This window comes from Ancylobacter sp. IITR112 (assembly GCF_041415945.1).
GTDB lineage: Bacteria > Pseudomonadota > Alphaproteobacteria > Rhizobiales > Xanthobacteraceae > Ancylobacter.
The window spans coordinates 1,801,696-1,824,797 of record NZ_JBGCUS010000001.1 but is presented as its reverse complement, the minus strand read 5'-3'; the positions used below and the strand labels follow the sequence as shown (position 1 = coordinate 1,824,797).

Annotated in this window: 25 protein-coding genes; 21 read left to right on the top strand and 4 right to left on the bottom strand. The window is 66.0% G+C overall.

Translation table 11 applies throughout. The features are described from left to right. Positions 1 to 5 precede the first annotated feature (5 nt). From AAC979_RS08730 to AAC979_RS08715, 4 genes are read right to left on the bottom strand one after another with little or no spacing between them, the layout of a single operon-like run. Positions 6 to 233, bottom strand: a complete 228-nt coding sequence (locus AAC979_RS08730; RefSeq protein ID WP_371346110.1) for a hypothetical protein — start codon at positions 231 to 233, stop codon at positions 6 to 8. Beyond that, a complete protein-coding gene (locus AAC979_RS08725; RefSeq protein WP_371346111.1) occupies positions 223 to 687 on the bottom strand; it encodes a hypothetical protein in 465 nt (154 codons plus the stop codon). Before AAC979_RS08725 ends, AAC979_RS08730 begins: the two co-directional genes overlap by 11 nt. Next, a complete protein-coding gene (locus tag AAC979_RS08720) occupies positions 684 to 1,367 on the bottom strand; it encodes a hypothetical protein (RefSeq protein WP_371346112.1) in 684 nt (227 codons plus the stop codon). The genes AAC979_RS08725 and AAC979_RS08720 overlap by 4 nt, the downstream gene beginning before the upstream one ends. Positions 1,368 to 1,413: 46 nt before the next feature. Further along, positions 1,414 to 1,713 (bottom strand): hypothetical protein, encoded by a 300-nt coding sequence (locus tag AAC979_RS08715; protein WP_371346113.1) that lies wholly within the window; start codon positions 1,711 to 1,713, stop codon positions 1,414 to 1,416. Between the two features lie 812 nt (positions 1,714 to 2,525). Here AAC979_RS08715 and AAC979_RS08710 point away from each other — a divergent pair. From AAC979_RS08710 to AAC979_RS08610, 21 genes are all read left to right on the top strand, one after another. Next, positions 2,526 to 2,819 carry a hypothetical protein gene (locus tag AAC979_RS08710; RefSeq protein WP_371346446.1) on the top strand — a complete coding sequence of 98 codons (294 nt, stop codon included), beginning with the start codon at positions 2,526 to 2,528 and terminating at the stop codon, positions 2,817 to 2,819. Positions 2,820 to 3,157: 338 nt separating this feature from the next. After that, entirely contained in the window at positions 3,158 to 4,573 is a 1,416-nt protein-coding gene (locus AAC979_RS08705) for an alanine/glycine:cation symporter family protein (RefSeq protein ID WP_371346445.1), read from the top strand. A 422-nt stretch (positions 4,574 to 4,995) separates the two neighbouring features. Next, positions 4,996 to 5,361 (top strand): NADH-quinone oxidoreductase subunit A, encoded by a 366-nt coding sequence (locus tag AAC979_RS08700; RefSeq protein ID WP_371346444.1) that lies wholly within the window; start codon positions 4,996 to 4,998, stop codon positions 5,359 to 5,361. Beyond that, positions 5,352 to 5,930: an NADH-quinone oxidoreductase subunit B family protein gene (locus AAC979_RS08695; protein WP_371346443.1), complete on the top strand. Its 579-nt coding sequence runs from the start codon at positions 5,352 to 5,354 to the stop codon at positions 5,928 to 5,930. The genes AAC979_RS08700 and AAC979_RS08695 overlap by 10 nt, the downstream gene beginning before the upstream one ends. Before the next feature lie 14 nt (positions 5,931 to 5,944). Beyond that, positions 5,945 to 6,559: an NADH-quinone oxidoreductase subunit C gene (locus AAC979_RS08690; protein ID WP_371346442.1), complete on the top strand. Its 615-nt coding sequence runs from the start codon at positions 5,945 to 5,947 to the stop codon at positions 6,557 to 6,559. A gap of 15 nt (positions 6,560 to 6,574) precedes the next feature. Continuing rightward, complete coding sequence (locus tag AAC979_RS08685; RefSeq protein ID WP_371346441.1) at positions 6,575 to 7,774, top strand: NADH-quinone oxidoreductase subunit D; 1,200 nt, start codon at positions 6,575 to 6,577, stop codon at positions 7,772 to 7,774. A gap of 37 nt (positions 7,775 to 7,811) precedes the next feature. Continuing rightward, entirely contained in the window at positions 7,812 to 8,690 is an 879-nt protein-coding gene (gene nuoE, locus AAC979_RS08680; RefSeq protein ID WP_371346440.1) for an NADH-quinone oxidoreductase subunit NuoE, read from the top strand. 10 nt (positions 8,691 to 8,700) lie between these two features. Then, the gene (nuoF, locus tag AAC979_RS08675; protein WP_371346439.1) at positions 8,701 to 10,002 is read left to right on the top strand and encodes an NADH-quinone oxidoreductase subunit NuoF; all 1,302 of its coding nucleotides are present in this window, start codon (positions 8,701 to 8,703) and stop codon (positions 10,000 to 10,002) included. A gap of 9 nt (positions 10,003 to 10,011) precedes the next feature. Next, positions 10,012 to 12,090, top strand: coding sequence for an NADH-quinone oxidoreductase subunit NuoG (nuoG, locus tag AAC979_RS08670; RefSeq protein WP_371346438.1), 2,079 nt, complete (start codon positions 10,012 to 10,014; stop codon positions 12,088 to 12,090). Positions 12,091 to 12,103: 13 nt separating this feature from the next. Further along, on the top strand, positions 12,104 to 13,138 hold the full coding sequence (nuoH, locus tag AAC979_RS08665) for an NADH-quinone oxidoreductase subunit NuoH (RefSeq protein WP_371346437.1): 1,035 nt from the start codon (positions 12,104 to 12,106) through the stop codon (positions 13,136 to 13,138). 1 nt (position 13,139) lies between these two features. After that, positions 13,140 to 13,403: a hypothetical protein gene (locus AAC979_RS08660; protein ID WP_371346436.1), complete on the top strand. Its 264-nt coding sequence runs from the start codon at positions 13,140 to 13,142 to the stop codon at positions 13,401 to 13,403. A 10-nt stretch (positions 13,404 to 13,413) separates the two neighbouring features. After that, a complete protein-coding gene (gene nuoI / locus AAC979_RS08655) occupies positions 13,414 to 13,902 on the top strand; it encodes an NADH-quinone oxidoreductase subunit NuoI (RefSeq protein ID WP_018963955.1) in 489 nt (162 codons plus the stop codon). A gap of 107 nt (positions 13,903 to 14,009) precedes the next feature. Next, complete coding sequence (locus AAC979_RS08650; protein WP_371346435.1) at positions 14,010 to 14,615, top strand: NADH-quinone oxidoreductase subunit J; 606 nt, start codon at positions 14,010 to 14,012, stop codon at positions 14,613 to 14,615. Positions 14,616 to 14,618: 3 nt separating this feature from the next. Then, positions 14,619 to 14,927, top strand: a complete 309-nt coding sequence (gene nuoK, locus AAC979_RS08645) for an NADH-quinone oxidoreductase subunit NuoK (protein WP_244376396.1) — start codon at positions 14,619 to 14,621, stop codon at positions 14,925 to 14,927. Positions 14,928 to 14,937: 10 nt separating this feature from the next. Next, positions 14,938 to 16,869, top strand: a complete 1,932-nt coding sequence (gene nuoL / locus AAC979_RS08640; RefSeq protein WP_371346434.1) for an NADH-quinone oxidoreductase subunit L — start codon at positions 14,938 to 14,940, stop codon at positions 16,867 to 16,869. After that, positions 16,869 to 18,383 (top strand): NADH-quinone oxidoreductase subunit M, encoded by a 1,515-nt coding sequence (locus tag AAC979_RS08635; protein WP_371346433.1) that lies wholly within the window; start codon positions 16,869 to 16,871, stop codon positions 18,381 to 18,383. Before nuoL ends, AAC979_RS08635 begins: the two co-directional genes overlap by 1 nt. A gap of 31 nt (positions 18,384 to 18,414) precedes the next feature. Further along, positions 18,415 to 19,842 carry an NADH-quinone oxidoreductase subunit NuoN gene (nuoN, locus tag AAC979_RS08630; protein WP_371346432.1) on the top strand — a complete coding sequence of 476 codons (1,428 nt, stop codon included), beginning with the start codon at positions 18,415 to 18,417 and terminating at the stop codon, positions 19,840 to 19,842. 2 nt (positions 19,843 to 19,844) lie between these two features. Continuing rightward, complete coding sequence (locus AAC979_RS08625; RefSeq protein ID WP_371346431.1) at positions 19,845 to 20,600, top strand: biotin--[acetyl-CoA-carboxylase] ligase; 756 nt, start codon at positions 19,845 to 19,847, stop codon at positions 20,598 to 20,600. Positions 20,601 to 20,671: 71 nt separating this feature from the next. Continuing rightward, positions 20,672 to 22,300 (top strand): ribonuclease J, encoded by a 1,629-nt coding sequence (locus AAC979_RS08620; protein ID WP_371349030.1) that lies wholly within the window; start codon positions 20,672 to 20,674, stop codon positions 22,298 to 22,300. Between the two features lie 55 nt (positions 22,301 to 22,355). Beyond that, a complete protein-coding gene (gene mce, locus AAC979_RS08615) occupies positions 22,356 to 22,760 on the top strand; it encodes a methylmalonyl-CoA epimerase (protein ID WP_371346430.1) in 405 nt (134 codons plus the stop codon). Positions 22,761 to 22,769: 9 nt separating this feature from the next. Then, positions 22,770 to 23,045, top strand: a complete 276-nt coding sequence (locus AAC979_RS08610; protein WP_371346429.1) for a DUF1467 family protein — start codon at positions 22,770 to 22,772, stop codon at positions 23,043 to 23,045. Positions 23,046 to 23,102 lie beyond the last annotated feature (57 nt).

Genomic DNA, 23,102 nt, shown 5'->3' with positions numbered 1-23,102 from the left:
GGCGGCTAGCCCGCCTGCCGGATGCGGCGCCGGTCGACAGTGATGTCCGACCAATCCGCCGGCCTGTAGCCGGCGATATAGGCGTGTACCAGCCGAGTTAGCGTGCGTGTCGGCGGCGATGTGCGAGCAATGATCTTGCGATATTGCTGGCCGCTGATGCCCAGCAGGGCGGCAAAGCCGACCTGAGTCGGCACGCCGAGCCGCAGGCGGATAGCCTCCAGATCAAGATCCATGTCTCTCCTCCATCCAGGCCCATGCGAGACACCGCTCGAGGTCTCCCGCCCATCCGAGAGCGTCGGGCCGCAGCGGCAGGGCTGGCAGCAGGACGACGCCGCACCACGGTGCCAGAGGCGGTACGGACGGGTCCGTGTCCATGCCAGCAAAATCACGATGCAGCATCTCCCACAGGCCCGTTGCCCCTCGCGACCTCGTCGCCACGGTCATGGTGATGATGGGGTGGCCGGAGGCGTCGTCAAAGAGCGTAATCATCGCGTGGGCGCCGCCACTGGTCGCCCGCAGCGAGACGTTGAGAGCGCCATAGACCAGAGGGGTAAGGGCGTGGCTCTCGATGGCGTTACGCAGGACGGGGCGCAGCAGATTGACGATATCGTCCCGCACCCCGGCGCGCGGCGACTGGACGGAATGTCCAGTGTTGAGCGTGATGTGCTTGATATAGCGACTGGTCACGCGCTGTCTCCTTTGAGTGTGTCGATCCACTCCGACGCCCTGGCAAACGATAGCAAGGCCGGGATCGGCGTCGCGTCCCGACGCTGAGACAAGAGGACGGCGAGATATCGCCGCTGCGCGGCTGTCGCCGGCCGATGCGTCTCGCTCCATTGGCCAAGCCGGATTGTCCATTGCCGGCTGCCTCGCCACGACCATATCGGCCGCTTAAGGCCCTCCGGGGGCTCGCCCGCTCGGCTGCCATCAGGCTGCAGCGTGCGATCCTTGGCGGCGTGCGCGAGTCCGCGGGTAGGGCTCCCTCTATGGATCGGCCTCCACAGCCATAGTGCCAGCCGGCCCTTTTGCCCGGCGGAAATCAGGGCATCGCGGAGCCCGGGCGCGAGGTCATAATCCTTGCCCGCGACCACCATCATGATGGCGCTGTCGTCGAGCGGAGAGGTCAGGGAGAGCGTGATATCCCAGGCTCCCGATGCCCATGCCCGCGTGATGGCCAGATTGTGGATCTCATCGAGCGAGGGCGACCGGAGAGGCGTCACGATGGCCGGTGTCGATTCGAGGCTCTTGACATCCACGCCCCGCGGCATCGCGGCGCGGTGTACCGCAGGCGTGTCGCTCGGGTGGAGGCCGGAAAACCGGGTGACGAGGCCTGCCGCGAGCGTGTCGCGGCAGGCATAGATGCTCATTGATGAGATCGGCAAGGATGTCGGCATCAGCCGCCGCCCGTCGTTTTCAGAGTGACTTGGCGAGGGTGCGGATATCGGTGTTGCGGTTGTCAATCCAGTATTTTGCTTCGGTCTTGGTGTCGAAAAGCGGAGCAAAAGTCTTGTGGGCGAATTCGGCGCCACGGTCCAGGTCGGCGCTGTCGTTAATATTCTTGGCGGTACGCATATGATCAAAGGCGCGACGCATTTCATTGATCGCGAAAGCGCGGATGTCTTCGGCCCAAGCGACTTGCTTTTCGGTGCCGGTGAGAGACGGGAGCTCGGTCACTTCGAGCATGCAGCGGTCGCCGAAGAAAATCTTGGTCATGGTCTTATCTCCTGCCTCGCTATATCCGGGAGGCGCCGGACGTCAGCCCCGGCTGACAGGATCAATATAGCGCAATTTACGCTAAATACAAGCACCATTTTGTGGAGACCGAAGAAATTCGCGCAGACGCGCGGATCGCCGCCGGGACGCCTCCCGGTCAATGCCCCTCGGGGCGTTCCTCCCTGTCGCCTTGCCCCGCCGCCCTCACGGGTGGCGGGGCGTTTTTCGCGTTTCTGGCCTATGCTCCTGCCATGGGATCATCGAATGACACCATCGGCGGCTGCATTGCGCTGGGCTACGGCATCCGGGCGACGTGCCTGGCCTGCTGGCATGCGCGTGAGCTTGACCTGCCGGCGCTCGCCGCCAAGCTCGGCCCGGAACATGGCGCGCTGCATGCGGATCGAAGCGGATCGCGCTCACCATGCTGCCGGCGCATGTGCCGACCTAAGGTCAGCCTCGGATGACAGGTCGCCCCGATTCGCCCAGAGAAGAGCAGGGGGCAGCGTGACACTTTGGCCAGTTTGGCACCAGTTCCGACCTCAGAAAGATGTCACGCCTCGTTGATCCGGTGTCGCTTCGTCCGGCCTGTCACGCCGGAGGTCGCGGGTTCGAGCCCCGTCACTCCCGCCATTCCCTGAAATGGCTCGCCGGCATCTCTGTCCCGGCTCCTTTATCTCCCTTTCGGCTTCGTGCTTTCGCGTGTTCCCGGCACCACGGCCTCGCCCTGCGGCATGTTTCGCCGCTGCCCCGGCTTTTATGCGTCGGCCGGGCCTGTTAGATTCCATGCGATGGCAGACAGTGAGGCAGGGCCCATGACGCGCGCATTCCCGAAGGCATTCCGTTCCGCCGGCCTCATGGCCTCGGTGCTGCTGCTGGCGGGCGCTGCCCTGCCGGCGATGGCGCAGGACGGCCTCGACGCCTCGCCCACCCCGCCCGGCCAGACCGCGCCCGGTCCTTATGTCGACAGCCTCGGCCCGGACGCGCCGCAGCCGCAGACCGGCGAACTCGTGCCGCTGCCCGGCCCGCCGCCCGAGGGCAAGGCGGCGGAAATCAAGCTGCCCGACTGCGCGCCGCCCAATTGCGGCACGCCGCAGATCATGGAGTAGACCGCGCCGCGCGCCGGAGCCCTTGCGGTGCATCCGGTTGATCGGCGGGGCCTGGCATCCTTTTTCGGCATTTCTCCGCGCCTGCCGCCCTCCATGTCGCGCGAAACGACGCGAGGGCTGGAGGCGGTTTGCCGCGCCGCCTGGCCCCTCCGCGCCGGTGGCGCTGGGCCGGCAACATTGTGCCGGCGCCGGGCGCTCCTCCCGCTCGCCCTGAACTGTGGACGCCGCCGCTTCTGCCGCGCCGCAACGTCTGGCGCGTGTGACAGCGGCGTGACCGCCCGTGTAGCGTGGTAACGGCCTAAGGCTATCCGGCGCGCGGTGATTCAGCGGGGGCGACCATGGACATGATCATCGACTTTCTGAACACCATCTTCTGGGGCTATGTGCTGATCTACGGCCTGCTGGCGGTCGGCATCTATTTCACCGTCCGGCTGAAATTCCTGCAGGTCCTGCATTTCCCGGAGATGATCCGCTCGGTCATGGGATCGGCCGAGACCGACCGTGCCGGCATCACGCCGTTTCAGGCGCTGTGCACCAGTCTCGCCTCGCGGGTCGGCACCGGCAACATCGCCGGCGTCGCGGTGGCGCTCTATCTCGGCGGGCCGGGCGCCATTTTCTGGATGTGGGTGGTGGCCGCGCTCGGCATGGCGACCGCGTTCGCGGAGAGCACGCTGGCGCAGCTCTACAAGATCAAGGACGAGGACGGCCAGTATCGCGGCGGCCCGGCCTTTTACATGGCGAAAGGGCTGAAGGCCCCCTGGGCGGGCGCGGTGTTCTCCGTCTGCCTGATCCTTTCCTTCGGCCTCGTCTTCAATGCGGTGCAGGCGAACTCCATCGCCGACGCGATGGAAGGCGCCTTCGGCTTCCCCAAGCTCGGCACCGGTGTCGTCATCGCCGCGCTTACCGGCATCATCATTTTCGGCGGCATCGCCGCCATCGCCCGGGTGGCGGAAATCGTCGTGCCGTTCATGGCGGCCGGCTATCTCGGAATGGCGCTGTTCGCGGTGGCGCTCAATATTGGCGACGTGCCGTCAATGTTCTCGCTGATCATCGCCAGCGCCTTCGGCTTCGCGCCGGCCGCCGGCGGGGTCGCGGGCTCGGTGGCGGCAGCGATGCTGAACGGGGTGAAGCGCGGCCTGTTCTCCAACGAGGCCGGTATGGGCTCGGCGCCGAACATCGCCGCGGTGGCGACGCCCGATCCGCATCACCCGGTCAGCCAGGGCTTCGTGCAGGCGCTCGGCGTGTTCATCGACACGATCCTGATCTGCACCGCGACCGCGTTCCTCATCCTGCTGTCCGGCCTGCTGGAGCCCGGTTCCGGCCTCACCGGCACCCAGCTCACCCAGGCGGCGATGGACCATCATATCGGCTGGGCCGGGGCCTATTTCGTCGCGCTGGCGATCTTTTTCTTCGCCTTCACCTCGATCATCGGCAATTACTCCTATGCCGAAGGCGCACTGGTCTATCTCGGCATCGGCGGTCATGTCGGCCGCACGGTGCTGCGCGTGGCGGTGCTCGGCATGGTGATCTGGGGCGCCCACGAATCGGTGGCGACGGTGTTCAATGCCGCCGATGCCTCGATGGGGCTGATGGCCACGGTCAATCTCGTCGCCATCGTGCTGCTGTCCGGTCTTGTGGCGCGGCTGACCCGGGATTATCTGCAGCAGCGTCGGGCGGGGAAGAAGCCGCGCTTCACCGCCGCCTCCATGCCGGAACTGTCCGGTCAGATCGACCCGGATATCTGGCGGCACTAGCCGGGGTAGGGGCGGGTGGACGAAGTGTCTCACCCGCGCCCGGTCCGATGTTAGCGCGTATTTTGCCGGCTGCGCAGCCGGCGGCCGGTGCAAGCTTGGCCGCCACGCGGCAGGAGCCTGCGCCGGCCGGGCGCTGTTGGCGGCAGGGCCGGCGCCCGGTAACATAAGCGGCGCGCGGGGACGCGCTATTAGGCAGAATTCGCTGTTGTTTGCCGTTAATTCACGGGTTCCCGCAGGGGATGCCGTGCGGGGCGGCGGGCGGCTTCCGCGAGGTGTGAATTCTGTATACCAGACCTGCGCGATTGGCGGCGGATGCCCTTGCCTCGGTCTGGTCGGTGCGATAAGCCTGCCGCGTGCTTTGAATATTTCGCAACTGCGACCGCACGACCGATGACCCATCCTGGCCCGGGAGGATCCCATCCATGAGCAGCCTGCTTCAGGATTACCTGCCCGTCGTGATCTTTATCGGCGTCTCGGGCTTTATCGGCCTCGCCCTGCTGGTGGCGCCGTTCCTGGTCGCCTTCAGCCGGCCCGATCCGGAGAAGATGTCGGCTTATGAATGTGGCTTCAATGCGTTCGACGACGCGCGCATGAAGTTCGACGTTCGGTTCTATCTGGTCGCCATTCTCTTCATCATCTTCGATCTTGAGGTCGCCTTCCTGTTTCCCTGGGCGATCACGTTCGGGGAGCTCGGCAATTTCGGTTTCTGGTCCATGATGGTGTTCCTCGCGGTGCTGACCATCGGTTTCGTTTACGAGTGGAAGAAGGGAGCGCTCGAATGGGATTGAGCGCGCATAGCCCTCTCGTCGCCCCGGCGGCCAAGGGTATCATCGACCCCAATACCGGCCGTCCGGTCGGCGCCACCGATCCGTTCTTCGTCGAGGTCAATGCCGAGCTCGCCGACAAGGGCTTTCTCGTCACCGCGACGGACGACCTGATCAACTGGGCGCGCACCGGCTCGCTGATGTGGATGACCTTCGGCCTCGCCTGCTGCGCGGTCGAGATGATGCAGGTCTCCATGCCGCGCTACGATGTGGAGCGGTTCGGCTTCGCGCCGCGCGCCTCGCCGCGCCAGTCGGACGTGATGATCGTCGCCGGCACGCTGACCAACAAGATGGCTCCGGCCCTGCGCAAGGTCTACGACCAGATGCCGGAGCCACGCTACGTCATCTCCATGGGCTCCTGCGCCAATGGCGGCGGCTACTACCATTATTCCTATTCGGTCGTGCGCGGCTGCGACCGCATCGTGCCGGTGGACATCTACATTCCCGGCTGCCCGCCCACCGCAGAGGCTCTGCTCTACGGCGTGCTGCTGCTGCAGAAGAAGATCCGCCGCACCGGAACGATCGAGCGCTGAGGGTTCGAGGCGATATGGACGAGACGCTGAAAGAGCTTGGCGCGCACGTGAAGGAAGCCCTTCCCGACGCGGTCGAGGAAGTGGTGGTGGCGCATGGCGAGCTGACGCTGGTGGCGTCGGCCGCCGAGGTCATCAAGGTGCTGCGCTTCCTGCGTGACGACCCGTCCTGCCGTTTTGTCAGCTTCATCGACATTTGCGGTGTCGACTGGCCCCAGCGCGAGAAGCGTTTCGACGTTGTCTACCACCTGCTGTCGCCCACGCTGAACGCACGCATTCGCCTGCGGGTGGAGACCGACGAGACGACGCCCGTGGCGTCCGCGACCGGCGTGTTCCCGGGTGCCTTCTGGTTCGAGCGCGAGGCGTTCGACATGTATGGCATCCTGTTCGCGGGGCATCCCGAACTGCGCCGTCTGCTCACCGATTACGGCTTCGACGGCTATCCGTTGCGCAAGGACTTCCCGACCACCGGCCTCGTCGAGGTGCGCTATGACGATGAGCGCAAGCGCGTGGTCTACGAGCCGGTGAAGCTCGCGCAGGAGTTCCGCAGCTTCGACTTCCTGTCGCCATGGGAGGGGCCCGACTACGTGCTCCCGGGCGACGAGAAGGCAACCACCCCGAAGGCGGGCTGAGGTGAGGTCCGAGCGATGAACGCACCCGGCAAGGTCGACCCCAACGTCCGCAACTTCCAGATCAATTTCGGCCCGCAGCATCCGGCGGCGCATGGCGTGCTGCGCCTCATCCTCGAACTCGACGGCGAGATCGTCGAGCGCGTCGATCCGCATATCGGCCTGCTGCACCGTGGCACCGAGAAGCTGATCGAGGCCAAGACCTATCTCCAGGCCGTGCCTTATTTCGACCGGCTCGACTATGTCGCGCCGATGAACCAGGAGCACGCCTTCTGCCTCGGCATCGAGCGCCTGCTCGACCTGACCGTGCCCAAGCGCGGCCAGTTGATCCGCGTGCTCTATTCCGAGATCGGCCGCATCCTCTCCCATATGCTGAACGTGACCACGCAGGCCCTCGATGTCGGCGCGCTCACCCCGCCGCTATGGGGCTTCGAGGAACGCGAGAAGCTGATGATGTTCTATGAGCGGGCCTCCGGCTCGCGCATGCATGCGGCCTATTTCCGGCCGGGCGGGGTGCATCAGGACCTGCCGCGCCAGCTTGTCGAGGACATCCTCGCCTGGACGCACACCTTCCCCGCCTTCATGGATGACCTCGAAGGCCTGCTCACCGACAACCGCATCTTCAAGCAGCGCAATGTCGATATCGGCATTGTCAGCCTGGAGGACGCCTGGGCGTGGGGGTTCTCCGGCGTCATGGTGCGCGGCTCGGGCGCGGCATGGGACCTGCGCCGGGCGCAGCCCTATGAATGCTATGACGAGATGGAATTCGACATTCCGATCGGCAAGAACTGCGACAATTACGACCGCTACTGCATCCGCATGGAAGAGATGCGGCAGTCGGCGCGCATCATGCGCCAGTGCTGCGAGCGCCTGCTGAAGGAAGCCGGCCCGGTGTCGGCGGTCGACAACAAGATCGTTCCGCCCAAGCGCGGCGAGATGAAGCGCTCGATGGAAGCGCTCATCCATCACTTCAAGCTCTACACGGAAGGCTTCCACGTTCCCGCCGGCGAGGTCTATGCCGCGGTGGAAGCTCCGAAGGGTGAGTTCGGCGTCTATCTCGTCGCCGACGGCACCAACAAGCCCTATCGCTGCAAGATTCGCGCGCCCGGCTTCGCGCATCTGCAGGCGATGGATTTCCTCTGCCGCGGCTACATGCTCGCGGATATTTCGGCGATCCTCGGGTCGCTGGATATCGTGTTCGGTGAAGTGGACCGCTGATCCCCGAGGGGAGGCGGTTCGATCGGAAGGGTACGGCATGTCTGTCCGTAGGCTTGCGCCAAAAGAGGTTCAGCCCGAGAGCTTCGCGTTCACGGACGAGAATCTCGCCTGGGCCGAGAAGACCATCGCGAAATACCCGCCCGGCCGGCAGGCCAGCGCGGTGATTCCGCTGCTCATGCGCGCGCAGGAGCAGGCGGGCGGCTGGGTGTCCGAGCCGGCGATGCGCTATGTCGGCGACATGCTCGGCATGGCGCCGATCCGCGTCTATGAGATCGCGACCTTCTACACCCAGTTCCAGCTCCAGCCGGTCGGCAAGCGGGCGCATATCCAGGTGTGCGGCACCACGCCCTGCATGCTGCGCGGCGCCGGCGAGCTGATGGAGGTGTGCAAGCGCCGCATCCATGAAGAGCCCTTCCACCTGTCCGCCAGCGGCGAACTGTCGTGGGAAGAGGTCGAGTGCGCCGGCACCTGCGTCAACGCGCCGATGATCCAGGTGTGGAAGGACGTTTATGAAGACCTGACGCCGGCGGATCTCGACAGGATACTCGATGCGTTCGAGCGCGGCGAGCATCCCGCGCCCGGCCCGCAGAACGGCCGTTTCACCTCGGCGCCGGTCAGCGGCCTGCGGGTCCTGACCTCGCCGGAACTTTTCGACGGCTCGATGGTCGGGCAGGGCGCCGGCCTCGCCCTCGCGCGCGAAGCGCTGGCGGCCAAGGCCAATGGCGGCACCGCCCCGGCCGCGCCGGCACCGGCCGCCGCGGCTGCGGCGCCGCCGCCCCCGCCGAAGAGCGATCCGGCCCCCGCTGCCGCGCCCGCCGCGAAGGCGGTCGAGGCGGCCGGCGAGGCCGACAAGGAGAAGCCCAAGAAGCCCGTCGCCCCGCCGCCCGGCGGCAAGGCGGACCCGAAGGCGGAATGAGGAGCGAACCATGCTTGCCGACAAGGATCGCATCTTCACCAATATTTACGGCCACCATGACTGGGGGCTGCAGGGCGCGCTGAAGCGCGGCTCGTGGGACGGCACCAAGCTGTTCCTCGATGCCGGCCGCGACTTCATCATCGAGCATATGAAGGCGTCGGGTCTGCGCGGGCGCGGCGGCGCCGGCTTCCCGACCGGCCTGAAATGGTCGTTCATGCCCAAGAATAATGACGGGCGGCCGCATTACCTCGTCGTCAATGCCGACGAATCCGAGCCCGGCACCTGCAAGGACCGCGAGATCCTGCGCCACGACCCGCACCATCTGGTCGAGGGCTGCCTGATCGCCGGCTTCGCCATGGGCGCGCACGCGGCCTATATCTATGTGCGCGGCGAATTCATCCAGGAACGGGAAAACCTTCAGGCCGCGGTCGACCAGGCCTATGAGGCCCGGCTGATCGGCAAGAACAACGTGCATGGCTGGGACTTCGACATTTATGTCCACCATGGCGCCGGCGCCTATATCTGCGGCGAAGAAACCGCGCTGCTGGAAAGCCTTGAGGGCAAGAAGGGCCAGCCGCGGCTGAAGCCGCCCTTCCCGGCGAATGTCGGCCTCTATGGCTGCCCGACGACGGTGAACAACGTCGAATCCATCGCCGTTGCGCCCACCATCCTGCGGCGCGGCGCGGCGTGGTTCTCGTCCATCGGCCGGGCCAACAATGTCGGCACCAAGCTGTTCGGCATTTCCGGCCATGTGAACACGCCCTGCATCGTCGAAGAGGCGATGAGCATCCCGTTCAAGGAATTGATCGAGAAGCATGGCGGCGGCGTGCGCGGCGGCTGGGACAATCTGCTGGCCATCATCCCCGGCGGCGCGTCCTGCCCGATCATCCCGGCCGAGCAGTGCGCCGACCTGATCATGGATTTCGACGGCTGCCGCGCGGTGAAGTCGAGCTTCGGCACCGCCGGCGTGCTGGTGATGGACAAGTCCACCGATGTGGTGAAGGCCATCGCGCGCATCTCCTATTTCTTCCGGCACGAGAGCTGCGGCCAGTGCACGCCCTGCCGCGAGGGAACGGGCTGGATGTGGCGCGTGCTGGACCGCATGGTTGTGGGCCGGGCGCAGAAGCGCGAGATTGACCTTCTGCTTCAGGTCACCACCCAGGTCGAGGGCCACACCATCTGTGCGCTCGGCGACGCGGCGGCGTGGCCGGTGCAGGGCCTGATCCGGCATTTCCGTCCCGAGATCGAAAAGCGGATCGACCAGTATTCGGCGAATCCGCATTCCGACCCGGTGCCGGTGGCGGCGGAGTAAGAGAGCATCATGGCCAAGATCATCGTCGACGACATCGAGCTGGATGTTCCGCCGGAGTTCACGCTGCTCCAGGCCTGCGAGGCGGCGGGCGCGGAAATCCCGCGCTTCTGCTTCCATGAGCGCCTGTCCATCGCCGGCAATTGCCGCATGTGTCTGGTTGAGGTGAAGGGCGGCCCGCCCAAGCCGACGGCGAGCTGCGCGCAGAACGTCCGCGACCTGCGCCCCGGCCCGAATGGCGAGCCGCCGGTCATCCTCACCAAGTCGCCCATGGTGAAGAAGGCGCGCGAAGGGGTGATGGAGTTCCTGCTCATCAACCACCCGCTCGATTGCCCGATCTGCGACCAGGGCGGCGAGTGCGACCTGCAGGACCAGGCCATGGCCTATGGCGTGGACACGTCCCGCTATGCCGAGAACAAGCGCGCGGTCGAAGACAAGTATATCGGCCCGCTGATCAAGACCTCCATGACCCGGTGCATCCAGTGCACACGCTGCGTGCGCTTCACCACCGAGGTGGCGGGCGTGGCCGAGCTCGGCGCCATCGGGCGCGGCGAGGACATGGAGATCACCACCTATCTGGAAGCGGCGCTGTCCTCGGAGCTGCAGGGCAATGTCGCCGATCTGTGCCCGGTCGGCGCGCTGACCCAGCGCCCCTATGCCTATCACGCCCGCCCGTGGGAGCTGTCCAAGACCGAATCCATCGACGTGATGGACGCTGTCGGCTCCAACATCCGCGTCGACACGCGCGGCCGCGAGGTCATGCGCGTCCTCCCGCGTCTCAACGAGGACGTGAACGAGGAGTGGATCTCCGACAAGACCCGCTACATCTGGGATGGCCTCAAGACCCAGCGCCTCGATCGCCCCTATGTGCGGGTGAACGGCAAGCTGAAGGTCGCGAGCTGGCCGGAAGCCTTCGCCGCCATCGCGGCCAAGGTGAAGGCCGTGCCGGGCAATCGCATCGGCGGTCTGGTCGGCGATCTCGCCTCGGTGGAAGAAGCGTTCGCGCTGAAGTCGCTGCTCGCCTCGCTCGGCTCGGCCAACATCGACTGCCGGCAGGATGGGGCGAAGCTCGACCCGGCGCTCGGCCGCGCCAGCTATCTGTTCAACGCGACCATCGCCGGCATCGAGCAGGCCGACGCGCTGCTGATCATCGGCTCCAATCCGCGCCTTGAAGCGAGCGTGCTCAATGCCCGCATCCGCAAGCGCTGGCTGCAGGGCAATTTCCCCATCGGGCTGGTCGGCCCGCATGTCGACCTGACCTATCCCTATGACTATCTCGGCGCCGGCACCGACACGCTGGCCGATCTCGTCAATGGCGGCGGCTTCGCCGAGGTGCTGAAGGGCGCGCAGCGTCCGCTGATCCTGATCGGGCAGGGCGCGCTCGCCCGTCCCGACGGGGCGGCGGTGCTGGCGCAGGCGGCGCGGCTGGCGGGCGCCGTCGGCGCGGTGACGGAGGGCTGGAACGGCTTCTCCGTGCTGCACATGGCGGCCTCGCGAGTTGGCGCGCTCGATATCGGCGCAGTGCCGGGCGAGGGCGGGCTCGACGCGGTGGCGATGACCAATCCGGGCGGGGTCGACGTTCTGTTCGCGCTCGGCGCGGACGAGATCGACATCGCTCCCGGCGCCTTCGTCGTCTATCTCGGCACCCATGGCGATCGCGGCGCCCATCGCGCCGACGTGATCCTGCCGGGCGCGGCCTATACGGAGAAGTCCGGCACCTATGTGAACACGGAAGGGCGGGTGCAGATCGCCAACCGCGCCGCCTTCCCGCCCGGGGAGGCGCGCGAGGACTGGGCGGTGCTGCGCGCGCTGTCCGATGTGGTCGGCCATCGCCTGCCCTTCGACAGCCTGGCGCAGCTTCGTGCCGCGCTCTATGCGGCCTATCCGCATCTGGCCCGCATCGACCATGTTTCTCCGGCCGATGCGGCGGGCGTGAGCGCGCTGGCCTCGTCCGCCGGTACGCCGGCGAGCGGGCCCTTCGCCGCCGCCGTCACCGATTTCTACCTCACCAATCCGATCGCCCGCGCCTCCGCCGTCATGGCGGAATGCTCCGCGCTCGCGTCCAGCCGCCACGCGGCGGCGGCCGAGTGAGGGGAGGGAGCACATGACCGAAACAAGCTGGTTCGACACGCTGATCCAGGTGCTCATCATCGTCGCCCAGAGCCTCGCGCTGCTGGTCGGCCTGCTGATCATCGTCGCCTATGTGCTGCTGGCCGACCGCAAGATCTGGGCGGCGGTGCAGCTGCGTCGCGGCCCCAACGTGGTCGGGCCGTTCGGCCTGTTCCAGTCCTTCGCCGACCTGATCAAGTTCGTGCTGAAGGAGCCGGTGATCCCGGACGGCGCCAATAAGGGCGTGTTCCTGCTGGCCCCCTTCGTCACCTGCCTGCTGGCGCTCGCCGCCTGGGCCGTGGTGCCGATCGACGCGGGCTGGGTGGTGGCCGACATCAATGTCGGCGTGCTCTACATCTTCGCGATCTCCTCGCTCGGCGTGTACGGCACCATCATGGCCGGTTGGGCGTCGAACTCGAAATACCCGTTCCTGTCGGCGCTGCGCGCGGCGGCGCAGATGGTGTCCTATGAGGTCTCCATCGGCTTCGTCATCGTCACCGTGCTGCTGTGCGCCGGCTCGCTGAACCTCTCGGCCATCGTCGAGGCGCAGAACACCTCCTGGGGCATCCTGGGCTGGTACTGGCTGCCGCTGTTCCCGATGTTCGTGATCTTCTTCATCTCGGCGCTGGCTGAGACCAACCGCCCGCCCTTCGATCTCGGCGAAGCGGAATCGGAACTGGTCGCCGGCTTCATGGTGGAATACGGCTCCACCCCGTACATGATGTTCATGCTCGGCGAGTATGTGGCGATCATGACCATGTGCGCGCTGACCGCCATCCTGTTCATGGGTGGCTGGCTGCCGCCGGTGCCGGTGGCGCCCTTCACCTGGGTGCCGGGCATCGTGTGGTTCCTGCTCAAGGTGCTGCTGGTCTTCTTCATGTTCGCCATGGTGAAGGCGATGGTGCCTCGCTACCGCTACGACCAGCTCATGCGGCTCGGCTGGAAGGTGTTCCTGCCGATCTCGCTGGCGATGGTGGTGATCGTGGCCGCTGTGCTGCACTTCACCGGCCTTGCGGCGGCGGGGGGATGAGATGGATGAGGGCACGCTTCAGGCCCTGATGCAGGCGTCCGCCCTTGGCTGGGCGGGGGCTCTGGCGGGTGCGGTGTTCGGCGCACTCGAATGGTTCATACTGCCGGGGATCGTCGAAACCTCGATCCGCGGTTCCAAGGAAGCCCGCAAACTGAGCGCTGATCAGCTCGCGGGCGTGATTTCGTGGTGGAAGACCGTGATCCGTGTCTTCGCCGTTTCGATGCCGCTGGCGGGCTTCGGCCTTGCCGTGGCTCTGGCCGATTGAGGAGAGCGACATGAGATTGGATCTGGCCGCACGCCAGCTACTGCTCACCGAGTTCGTCTCGGCGTTCTTCCTGGCGATGCGCTATTTCTTCAAGCCGAAGGCGACGATCAACTATCCCTTCGAGAAGAACCCGGTGTCGCCGCGTTTCCGCGGAGAGCACGCGCTGCGCCGCTACCCCAATGGGGAAGAGCGCTGCATCGCCTGCAAGCTGTGCGAGGCGATCTGCCCGGCGCAGGCCATCACCATCGAGGCCGGCCCGCGCCGCAATGACGGCACCCGCCGCACCACCCGTTACGACATCGACATGGTGAAGTGCATCTATTGCGGCTTCTGCCAGGAAGCCTGCCCGGTCGATGCCATCGTCGAGGGACCGAACTTCGAGTTCGCCACCGAGACGCGCGAGGAACTCTATTACGACAAGGCCAAGCTGCTCGCGAATGGCGACCGCTGGGAGCGCGAGATCGCGCGCAACATGGCGCTTGACGCGCCGTACCGTTGAGCGCTGGGGGCTGGGAACGTGACGACCGAAACGATAAGGGCCGCTAGGGCCGTTCGCGCTGCGACCGCCGTGACGGCGGGCGCCGGAATGACTGGGGGGTGCCGGGCATGAGCCTCGCCGCGCTGTTCTTCTATCTCTTCGCCGGGGTCGCCGTGGCCTCGGCCTTCATGGTCATCGCGTCGCGGAACCCGGTCCATTCGGTGCTGTTCCTGATCCTGACCTTCGTCAACGCCTCCGGCCTGTTCATCCTGATCGGCGCCGAATACATCGCGATGCTGCTCATCGTGGTCTATGTCGGCGCGGTGGCGGTGCTGTTCCTGTTCGTGGTGATGATGCTGGACGTGGATTTCGTCGAGCTGCGCCAGGGCTTCCTTCAATACCTGCCGGTCGGCGTGCTGATCGGCATGGTGTTCCTCGCCGAGCTGGTGCTTGTCGTCGGTTCCTGGAGCTTCGGCGCCGGCGTCACCGGCGCGGTCACCTCGGCGACGCCCGAGGTGTCGAACGCGGTGGCGATCGGCCGGGTGCTGTACACGGATTATGTCTATTTCTTCCAGGCGGCCGGGTTCATCCTGCTCGTCGCCATGATCGGTGCCATCGTGCTGACGCTCCGCCACAAGGAGAACGTCAAGCGCCAGAGCATTCCGGTCCAGAACGCGCGCACCAAGGCGATGGCGATTGATGTCGTCAAGGTGCCTTCCGGCAAGGGGCTCTGAGCCATGGCGATCGGCCTTCCGCACTATCTGACCGTCGCGGCGATCCTGTTCACGCTCGGCACGCTCGGCATCTTCCTCAACCGGAAGAACGTCATCGTCATCCTGATGTCGGTGGAGCTCATCCTGCTGGCGGTGAACATCAACCTCGTCGCCTTCTCCGTCTTCCTCGGCAACATCGTCGGGCAGGTCTTCGCCCTGTTCGTGCTGACGGTCGCCGCCGCCGAGGCCGCCATCGGCCTCGCCATCCTCGTGGTGTTCTACCGCAATCGCGGGTCGATCGCCGTCGAGGACATCAACACCATGAAGGGCTGAGCGGGCATTCATGCACCAGGCGATCGTATTTCTCCCCCTTGTCGGCTTTTTCATCGCCGGCCTGTTCGGCCGGCTGATCGGCGCGCGCGCCTCGGAGCTGGTGACGACCGGGCTGCTCATGATCTCCGCGTTCTTCGCGTGGATCGTGTTCTTCCAGACCGCCTTCGGCGGTCAGTCGGGCACTGTCGAGCTGTTCACATGGATGGCGTCGGGCAAGCTCGATGTCACCTGGTCGATCCGCGTCGATACGCTGACCGCGGTGATGCTGATCCTGGTCACCACGGTGTCCTCGCTGGTGCATCTCTACTCCATGGGGTACATGCACGAAGACCCCAGCCGCCCGCGCTTTTTCGCCTATCTCTCGCTGTTCACCTTCGCCATGCTGACGCTGGTGACCAGTGACAATCTGGTGCAGCTTTTCTTCGGCTGGGAAGGGGTGGGCCTCGCTTCCTATCTGCTGATCGGCTTCTGGTACGACAAGCCGTCGGCCTGCGCGGCGGCGATGAAGGCGTTCATCGTCAACCGCGTCGGCGATTTCGGCTTCGCCCTCGGCATCTTCGCGGTGTATCTGATGACCGGGTCGGTGGCGTTCGAACAGGTCTTCGCCGCGGCACCCGCGCTGATGGACAAGAACATCCTGTTCCTCGGCCATGAGTGGCACGCGCCGACGGTGATCTGCCTGCTGCTGTTCATCGGTGCCATGGGCAAGTCGGCGCAGCTCGGCCTGCACACCTGGCTGCCGGACGCGATGGAAGGCCCGACCCCGGTGTCGGCGCTGATCCATGCCGCGACCATGGTCACCGCTGGCGTGTTCATGGTGGCGCGCCTGTCGCCCCTGTTCGAACTGTCGCCGACGGCGCTGAATGTGGTGCTGTTCGTCGGCGCCTCCACGGCCTTCTTCGCGGCGACCATCGGCTGCGTGCAGAATGACATCAAGCGGGTGATCGCCTATTCCACCTGTTCGCAGCTCGGCTACATGTTCACCGCGCTGGGCACCGGGGCCTATTCGGTCGGCGTGTTCCACCTGCTGACCCACGGCTTCTTCAAGGCTCTGCTGTTCCTCGCGGCCGGCTCGGTCATCACCGCGATGCACCACGAGCAGGACATGCGCCATATGGGCGGGCTGTGGCGGAAGATCCCCTTCACCTACGGCACGATGATGATCGGCGGCCTGGCTCTCACCGGCTTCCCCTTCACCGCCGGCTATTATTCCAAGGACGCGATCATCGAGACTGCCTTTGTCAGCCACAGCCCCTTCGCCACCTATGCCTGGGTGATGACGGTGGCGGCGGCGGCGCTCACCGCCTTCTACACCTGGCGGCAGATGTTCATGACCTTCCATGGCAAGACGCGGGCCGATCACCACACCTACGATCACGCCCATGAATCGCCGCTGACCATGCTCATTCCGCTCGGCGTGCTGTCGTTCGGGGCGCTGTTCGCCGGCATGATCCTCTACCCGTACTTTGTCGGGCACGATGTCGATCACTTCTTCCGGGAGTCGATCTTCATGGCCTCCGACAACAAGATCCTGGAAGAGATGCACCACATTCCGTTCTGGGCGAAATGGGCCCCGACGGCGATGATGGCGATGGGCTTCGGCCTGGCCTACTGGATGTATGTCGCCAACACGGCGGTGCCGAAGGCGCTCGCGAAGCAGAACGACGTGCTGTACCGCTTCCTGCTCAACAAGTGGTATTTCGACGAGCTCTATGACTTCCTGTTCGTGCGTCCGACCCTGTGGCTCGGCAGCTTCCTGTGGAAGCAGGGCGATATGCGGGTCATTGACGGCTACGGCCCCAATGGCGTGTCGGCCCGGGTCATCGACGTGACCAACCGCGTCGTGCGGCTGCAGACCGGCTATCTCTACCACTATGCCTTCGTGATGCTGGTGGGTGTCGCGGCCTTCATCACCTGGTTCATGTTCGGGGGCGCGCACTGATGTATGAGTGGCCCATTCTCTCCGTCGTTACCTTCCTGCCGCTCGTCGGTGCGCTGCTGATCATCCTTATGATCCGCGGCGATGATGAGGTGGCCAAGCGCAATGCCCGCTGGGTGGCGCTGTGGGCGACGCTCGTCACCTTCGCCATCTCGCTGCTGCTGCTGTTCGGCTTCGATCCGTCGAACCCGGATTTCCAGTTCGTCGAGTATCAGGCGTGGCTCGGCGATGTCGCGGCCTACCGCATGGGCGTTGACGGCATTTCGCTGCCCTTCGTGCTGCTGACGACGCTGCTGATGCCGATGTGCATCCTGGCGAGCTGGGATGCGATCCAGCACCGCGTCAAGGAGTACATGATCTGCTTCCTGGTGCTGGAAACGCTGATGATCGGCACCTTCTCCGTGCTCGATCTGCTGCTGTTCTACTTCTTCTTCGAAGGCGGCCTGATCCCGATGTTCCTCATCATCGGCATCTGGGGACATGGGCGAAAGGTCTACGCGGCCTTCAAGTTCTTCCTCTACACGCTGGCCGGCTCGGTGCTGATGATGCTCGCCATCATGGCGATCTACTGGCAGTCGGGCACCACCGACATCGCAGTCCTGTTGAAGCATGATTTCCCGGCGGGCATGCAGTACTGGCTCTGGATCGCCTTCTTCGCCTCCTTCGCGGTGAAGATGCCGATGTGGCCGGTGCATACCTGGCTTCCCGACGCGCATGTCGAGGCGCCGACGGCGGGCTCGGTGATCCTGGCGGCCATCATGCTGAAGATGGGGGGCTACGGGCTGCTGCGCTTCTCGCTGCCCATGTTCCCCGAGGCCTCCGCCTATTTCGCGCCCTTCGTCTTCGCCCTCTCGGTGATCGCCATCATCTACACGTCGCTGGTCGCCCTGCGGCAGGACGACATGAAGAAGCTGATCGCCTATTCCTCCATCGCCCATATGGGCTATGTGACGATGGGCATCTTCACAATGACCCAGGAAGGCATCCAGGGCGCTGTGTTCCAGATGGTCAGCCACGGCTTCGTCTCGGGCGCGCTGTTCCTGTGCGTGGGCGTGCTCTATGACCGCATGCACACCCGCGAGATCGCGGCCTATGGCGGGCTTGTCTTCCGCATGCCGGTCTACGCCACACTGTTCATGGTGTTCACCATGGCCAATGTCGGCCTGCCGGGCACGTCGGGCTTCATCGGTGAGTTCCTCACCCTGCTGGCGGCCTTCGGGCGCAACACCTGGGTTGCCTTCTTCGCCACCACCGGCGTCGTCTTCTCCGCCGCCTATGCGCTCTGGCTGTACCGCCGGGTCGTCTTCGGTGCGTTGGAAAAGGAAAGCCTGAAGAGCATCCGCGACGTGAACCCGCGCGAACTGGTCACGCTCGTTCCGCTGCTGTTCTTCACCATCCTGTTCGGCGTCTGGCCGCAGCCGATCCTCGACGCCTGCAACGTCGCGGTGAACGCGATCGTTGCCCGCGCCGATGTCGCCGCCGGCGCCATCCGGGCCGCCGCGCTGGTGCTGCCTTGATCCGACACATGACCATCGCGGAGCCCGTCCAATGACCCTCTCCCTCGCCGCGCTCGGCCCCGCGCTGCCCGAATTGCTGCTGGCGCTCTCCGCCCTGGCGCTGCTGATGCTCGGCGCCTATGCCGGGCCGAAATCGACCGACACGGTGAACGGGCTGGCGCTCGCCGCGCTGTTCGGCGCGCTGGTGCTGGTGCTGATCGGCCCCGGCGAGGCGACGCTGTTCCACGGTGCCTTCCAGGTCGATGCCTTTGGCCGCTTCATGAAGGTGCTGGCGCTGGTCGGCGCCGGCGGGACGCTGGCCATGTCGGTGGACTGGCTGAAGACCGAGAAGCAGGACCGCTTCGAATATCCGGTCCTGGTCCTGCTCTCGACCCTCGGCATGATGGTGCTGATCTCGGCCGGCGATCTCATCGCGCTCTATATGGGCCTCGAACTGATGAGTCTGGCGCTGTATGTGATCGCGGCCAATAACCGCGATTCCGTGCGCTCCACCGAGGCCGGCCTGAAATATTTCGTCCTCGGCGCGCTGTCCTCCGGCATGCTGCTCTATGGCGCCTCGCTGATCTATGGCTTCACCGGCTCGGTGAATTTCGCCCAGATCGCCGAGGCGGCGCGCGAGCCCTCGCTCGGCCTGATCTTCGGCATCGTGTTCACCTTCGCCGGCCTGTGCTTCAAGGTCTCGGCGGTGCCGTTCCACATGTGGACGCCGGATGTCTATGAGGGCGCTCCGGCCCCGGTCACCGCCTTCTTCGCCTCGGCGCCGAAGGTCGCGGCCATGGCGGTGTTCGTGCGCTTCGCCATGGAAGCACTGCCCAATGTGGTGCATCAGTGGCAGCAGATCGTCGTCTTCGTCTCCATCGCCTCCATGGCGCTCGGCTCCTTCGCCGCCATCGGCCAGCGCAACTTCAAGCGGCTGATGGCCTATTCCTCCATCGGCCATATGGGCTTCGCGCTGGTCGGCCTTGCCGCCGGCACGGCGCAGGGCGTGCAGGGCGTGCTGGTCTATATGGCGATCTATCTCGTCATGACGCTCGGCACCTTCGCCTGCATCCTCTCCATGCGGCGCAAGGACGGCATGGTCGAGACCTATGACGAACTCGCCGGCCTCGCCCATACCAGCCCGGTGAAGGCGTTCATGCTGGCGGTGCTGATGTTCTCGCTCGCCGGCATTCCGCCGCTCGCCGGCTTCCTCGCGAAATACTATGTGTTCCTGGCGGCGATCGAGGCCGGGCTGTACGGTCTGGCGGTGATCGGCGTTCTCACCAGCGTGGTCGGCGCCTTCTACTATCTGCGCATCGTCAAGATCATGTATTTCGACGAGCCGGCGGCGCCCTTCGAACCGATGCGCTCGGAGCCGCGGGTGGTGCTGGCCATTTCCGGCGCCTTCACCCTGCTGTTCTTTGTGTATCCCGCGCCGCTGATCGCGGCGGCCGGGGCGGCGGCACGGGCGCTTTTCTGAGGATGGCGCTCACGCCGGTCGCGACGCCGGTCGTTCGCTTCGACACCGTCGGTTCCACCAATGAAGCCGCGCTGGCCCGGACGGGCGGCGCGGCGCCTTGCTGGTTCGTCGCGGCGCGGCAGACCGGGGGGCGCGGCCGGCGCGGTCGGCCCTGGGTGTCGGAACCCGGCAATCTCTATGCCTCGCTGCTGCTGAGGGATGCGGGTTCGCCGGCGCACCAGCCCGAACTCTGCTTTGTCGCCGCCCTGGCGCTGTACGACGCGGTGCGGGCGGTCACCGGCATTGATCCGCTGCGCATCAGCCTCAAATGGCCGAATGATGTGATGATCGACGGCGCCAAGCTCGCCGGCATCCTGCTGGAAGGCGCGGCGGTGCCGGGTGGGTGGGCGGCGACGGTGATCGGCTTCGGCGTCAACTGCGCCCACCACCCCGCCGACACGCCCTATCCCACCACGGATCTCGCCGCCGCAGGCTATCCCACCGATCCCCCGGCGCTGCTCGCGGCGCTGGATGCGGCGATGCGTGCGCGGCTGGCGGAATGGGCCGGGGGGGCAGGCTTCGGTCATATCCGTGAAGCGTGGCTGAGCCGGGCCAGCGGGCTCGGCAAGGCGATGACGGCGCGACTTGGCAGCCGGGAGGTTGCGGGAGTATTCGAGGCACTGGATTCTTCAGGTGCCATGGTTCTGCGCCGCCATGACGGCGTGCGCGAGACGATCAGCGCCGGCGACGTGTTTCCCACGCCCGCCGCGTCAGGGTGAAAGGCAGGAATGTGAGCAAGTGGCCGGACGAACTGGTCTTCGCCCCTCTCGGAGGGGTGGGCGAGATCGGGATGAATCTCGGGCTGTACGGTCTGGGGCCACGCAACCGGCGCAAATGGCTCGCGGTCGATCTCGGCATTTCCTTCGCCCCGCCGGAGGTGCCGGGTATCGACCTGATCATGCCTGATGTCGGCTTTCTGGAACGTGAGGCGGATGCCGGCAACCTCGCCGGCCTCGTCATCACCCACGGGCACGAGGACCATATCGGCGCGCTGGTGGATCTGTGGCCGCGCCTTGGCTGCACGGTCTACACCACGCCCTTCACCCATGCGCTGGCGGAGGCGCGGCGCCTGGGTGAGCCGGGTGCGCCGAAGATTCCCTTCCACATCGTGCCGACCGGCGGGCGGACCCGGATTGGTCCGTTCGACGTGGAATTCGTGCCGGTCGCGCATTCGATTCCCGACAGCCATTCGCTCGCCATCCGCACCCCGCTCGGGCTGGTGGTGCATACGGGCGACTGGAAGATCGACCCGACCCCCGTGGTCGGCAACGTCACCGATCCCGCGCGCTTCACCGCGCTGGGCGATGAGGGCGTGCGGGCGATCATCTGCGATTCCACCAACGCCATCCGCGACGGCATTTCGCCCTCGGAAGTGGATGTGCAGGCCGCACTCGGCGAGTTGATCGCCGCCGCGCCGCACCGTGTCGCGGTGACGACCTTCGCCTCCAATGTGGCGCGCATCCGCTCCATCGCCGAGGCGGCGGTGAAGGCGGGGCGCGAGGTGGTGCTTGTCGGGCGGGCGATGGAGCGGGTGATCGGCGTGGCGCGCGAGCAGCACATGCTCGACGGCCTGCCGCCCTTCCGTCCCGTCGACGCCTATGGCTTCCTGCCGCGCGACAAGGTGGTCGCTATCCTCACCGGCAGCCAGGGCGAGCCGCGCGCGGCGCTGGCGCGCATCGCCGATGACGACCATCCCGACATCGCCCTGTCGCCGGGCGACCATGTCATCTTCTCCTCCCGCACCATTCCCGGCAATGAGCGGGCGGTGAACCGCATCATCAACGCTCTGGTGCTGCAGGGCATCAAGGTCATCACCGACCGCGACGGGCTGGTGCATGTCTCCGGCCATCCGCGCCGGGGCGAATTGGAGCAGATGTACCAGTGGCTGCGCCCGCAGGTGGCGGTGCCGGTGCATGGCGAGCCGCTGCATCTGTCCGAACATGCCGAGCTCGCCCGCCGCATGGGCGTGCGCGAGGTGATCCGGCTGGTGGATGGCGATGTGGTGCGCCTGATCAGCGCCGACCCCGCGCTTGGTGCCGAGGTGATCGAGGAGATTCCGTCTGGCCGGCTCTACAAGGACGGGCAGGTGCTGGTCGGCGCCGAGGACCCGGCGATCTCCGAGCGGCGGCGGCTCTCCTTCAGCGGGCTGGTGTCGGTCGCCATCGCCATGTCGTCCAAGGGCGAGGTGGTCGGCGATCCCATGATCGACCTGTCCGGCCTGCCGCGCCTCGGTATTGGCGGCACGCCGCTCGACGAGGTGGTGGAAGACGCGGTGCTGAACTGCCTCGACGGCCTGCCCAAGCCGCGCCGGCGCGACCCGGACGCGGTCGCGGAATCGGTGACGCGCGCAGTGCGCGCCCAGATCAACGCCGCCTGGGGCAAGAAGCCGCTCTGCCATGTGCTCGTCATCACGGTATGACGGACGGGCCGGCGGTGCCTAGGGCAGGCGCGGCCGAGCCGGGGAGGGAGCCTTGATGATCGGCCGTCTGAACCATGTCGCCATCGCCGTGCCGGACCTTGAGGCGGCGATTGCCACCTATCGCGATACGCTCTGCGGCCAGGTGTCCGGCGTCACACCGCAGCCGGAGCACGGGGTGAACACGGTGTTCGTCACCCTGCCCAACACCAAGATCGAGCTGCTCGGCGCGCTCGGGGAGGGTTCGCCGATCGCCAAATTCCTTGAACGCAACCCGGAAGGCGGCATCCATCATCTCTGCTACGAGGTCGACGACATCCTCGCCGCCCGCGACCGCCTGCTGGCGGCGGGGGCGCGGGTGCTGGGCTCCGGCGAGCCGCGCCTCGGCGCGCATGGCAAGCCGGTGCTGTTCCTGCACCCCAAGGATTTCCTCGGCACGCTGGTGGAACTCGAACAGGCGTGAGGCGGCACCATGGGCGTCGGCACTTATATCGCGATCTATTTCATCGTCTGGTGGGTGGTGATCTTCACCGTCCTGCCGTTCGGCGTGCGCTCGCAGCATGAGGATGGCGCGGTCGAGGACGGCACCGAGCCGGGCGCGCCGCAGCGGCCGATGCTGCTGCGCAAGGCGCTGGCGACGACCGTGATCTCCGCCATCCTGGTGCTGCTCTTCGCCTGGCTGGTGGAAACCGACCGGCTGAATGTCGATATGTTCCCAATGCCGTTCCAGCTCTACGAGACCAAATAGGCCGCAGAGCGGGCATGAAGGCAAAAAAAGAGGCGGGACCGAGGTCCCGCCTTCCTT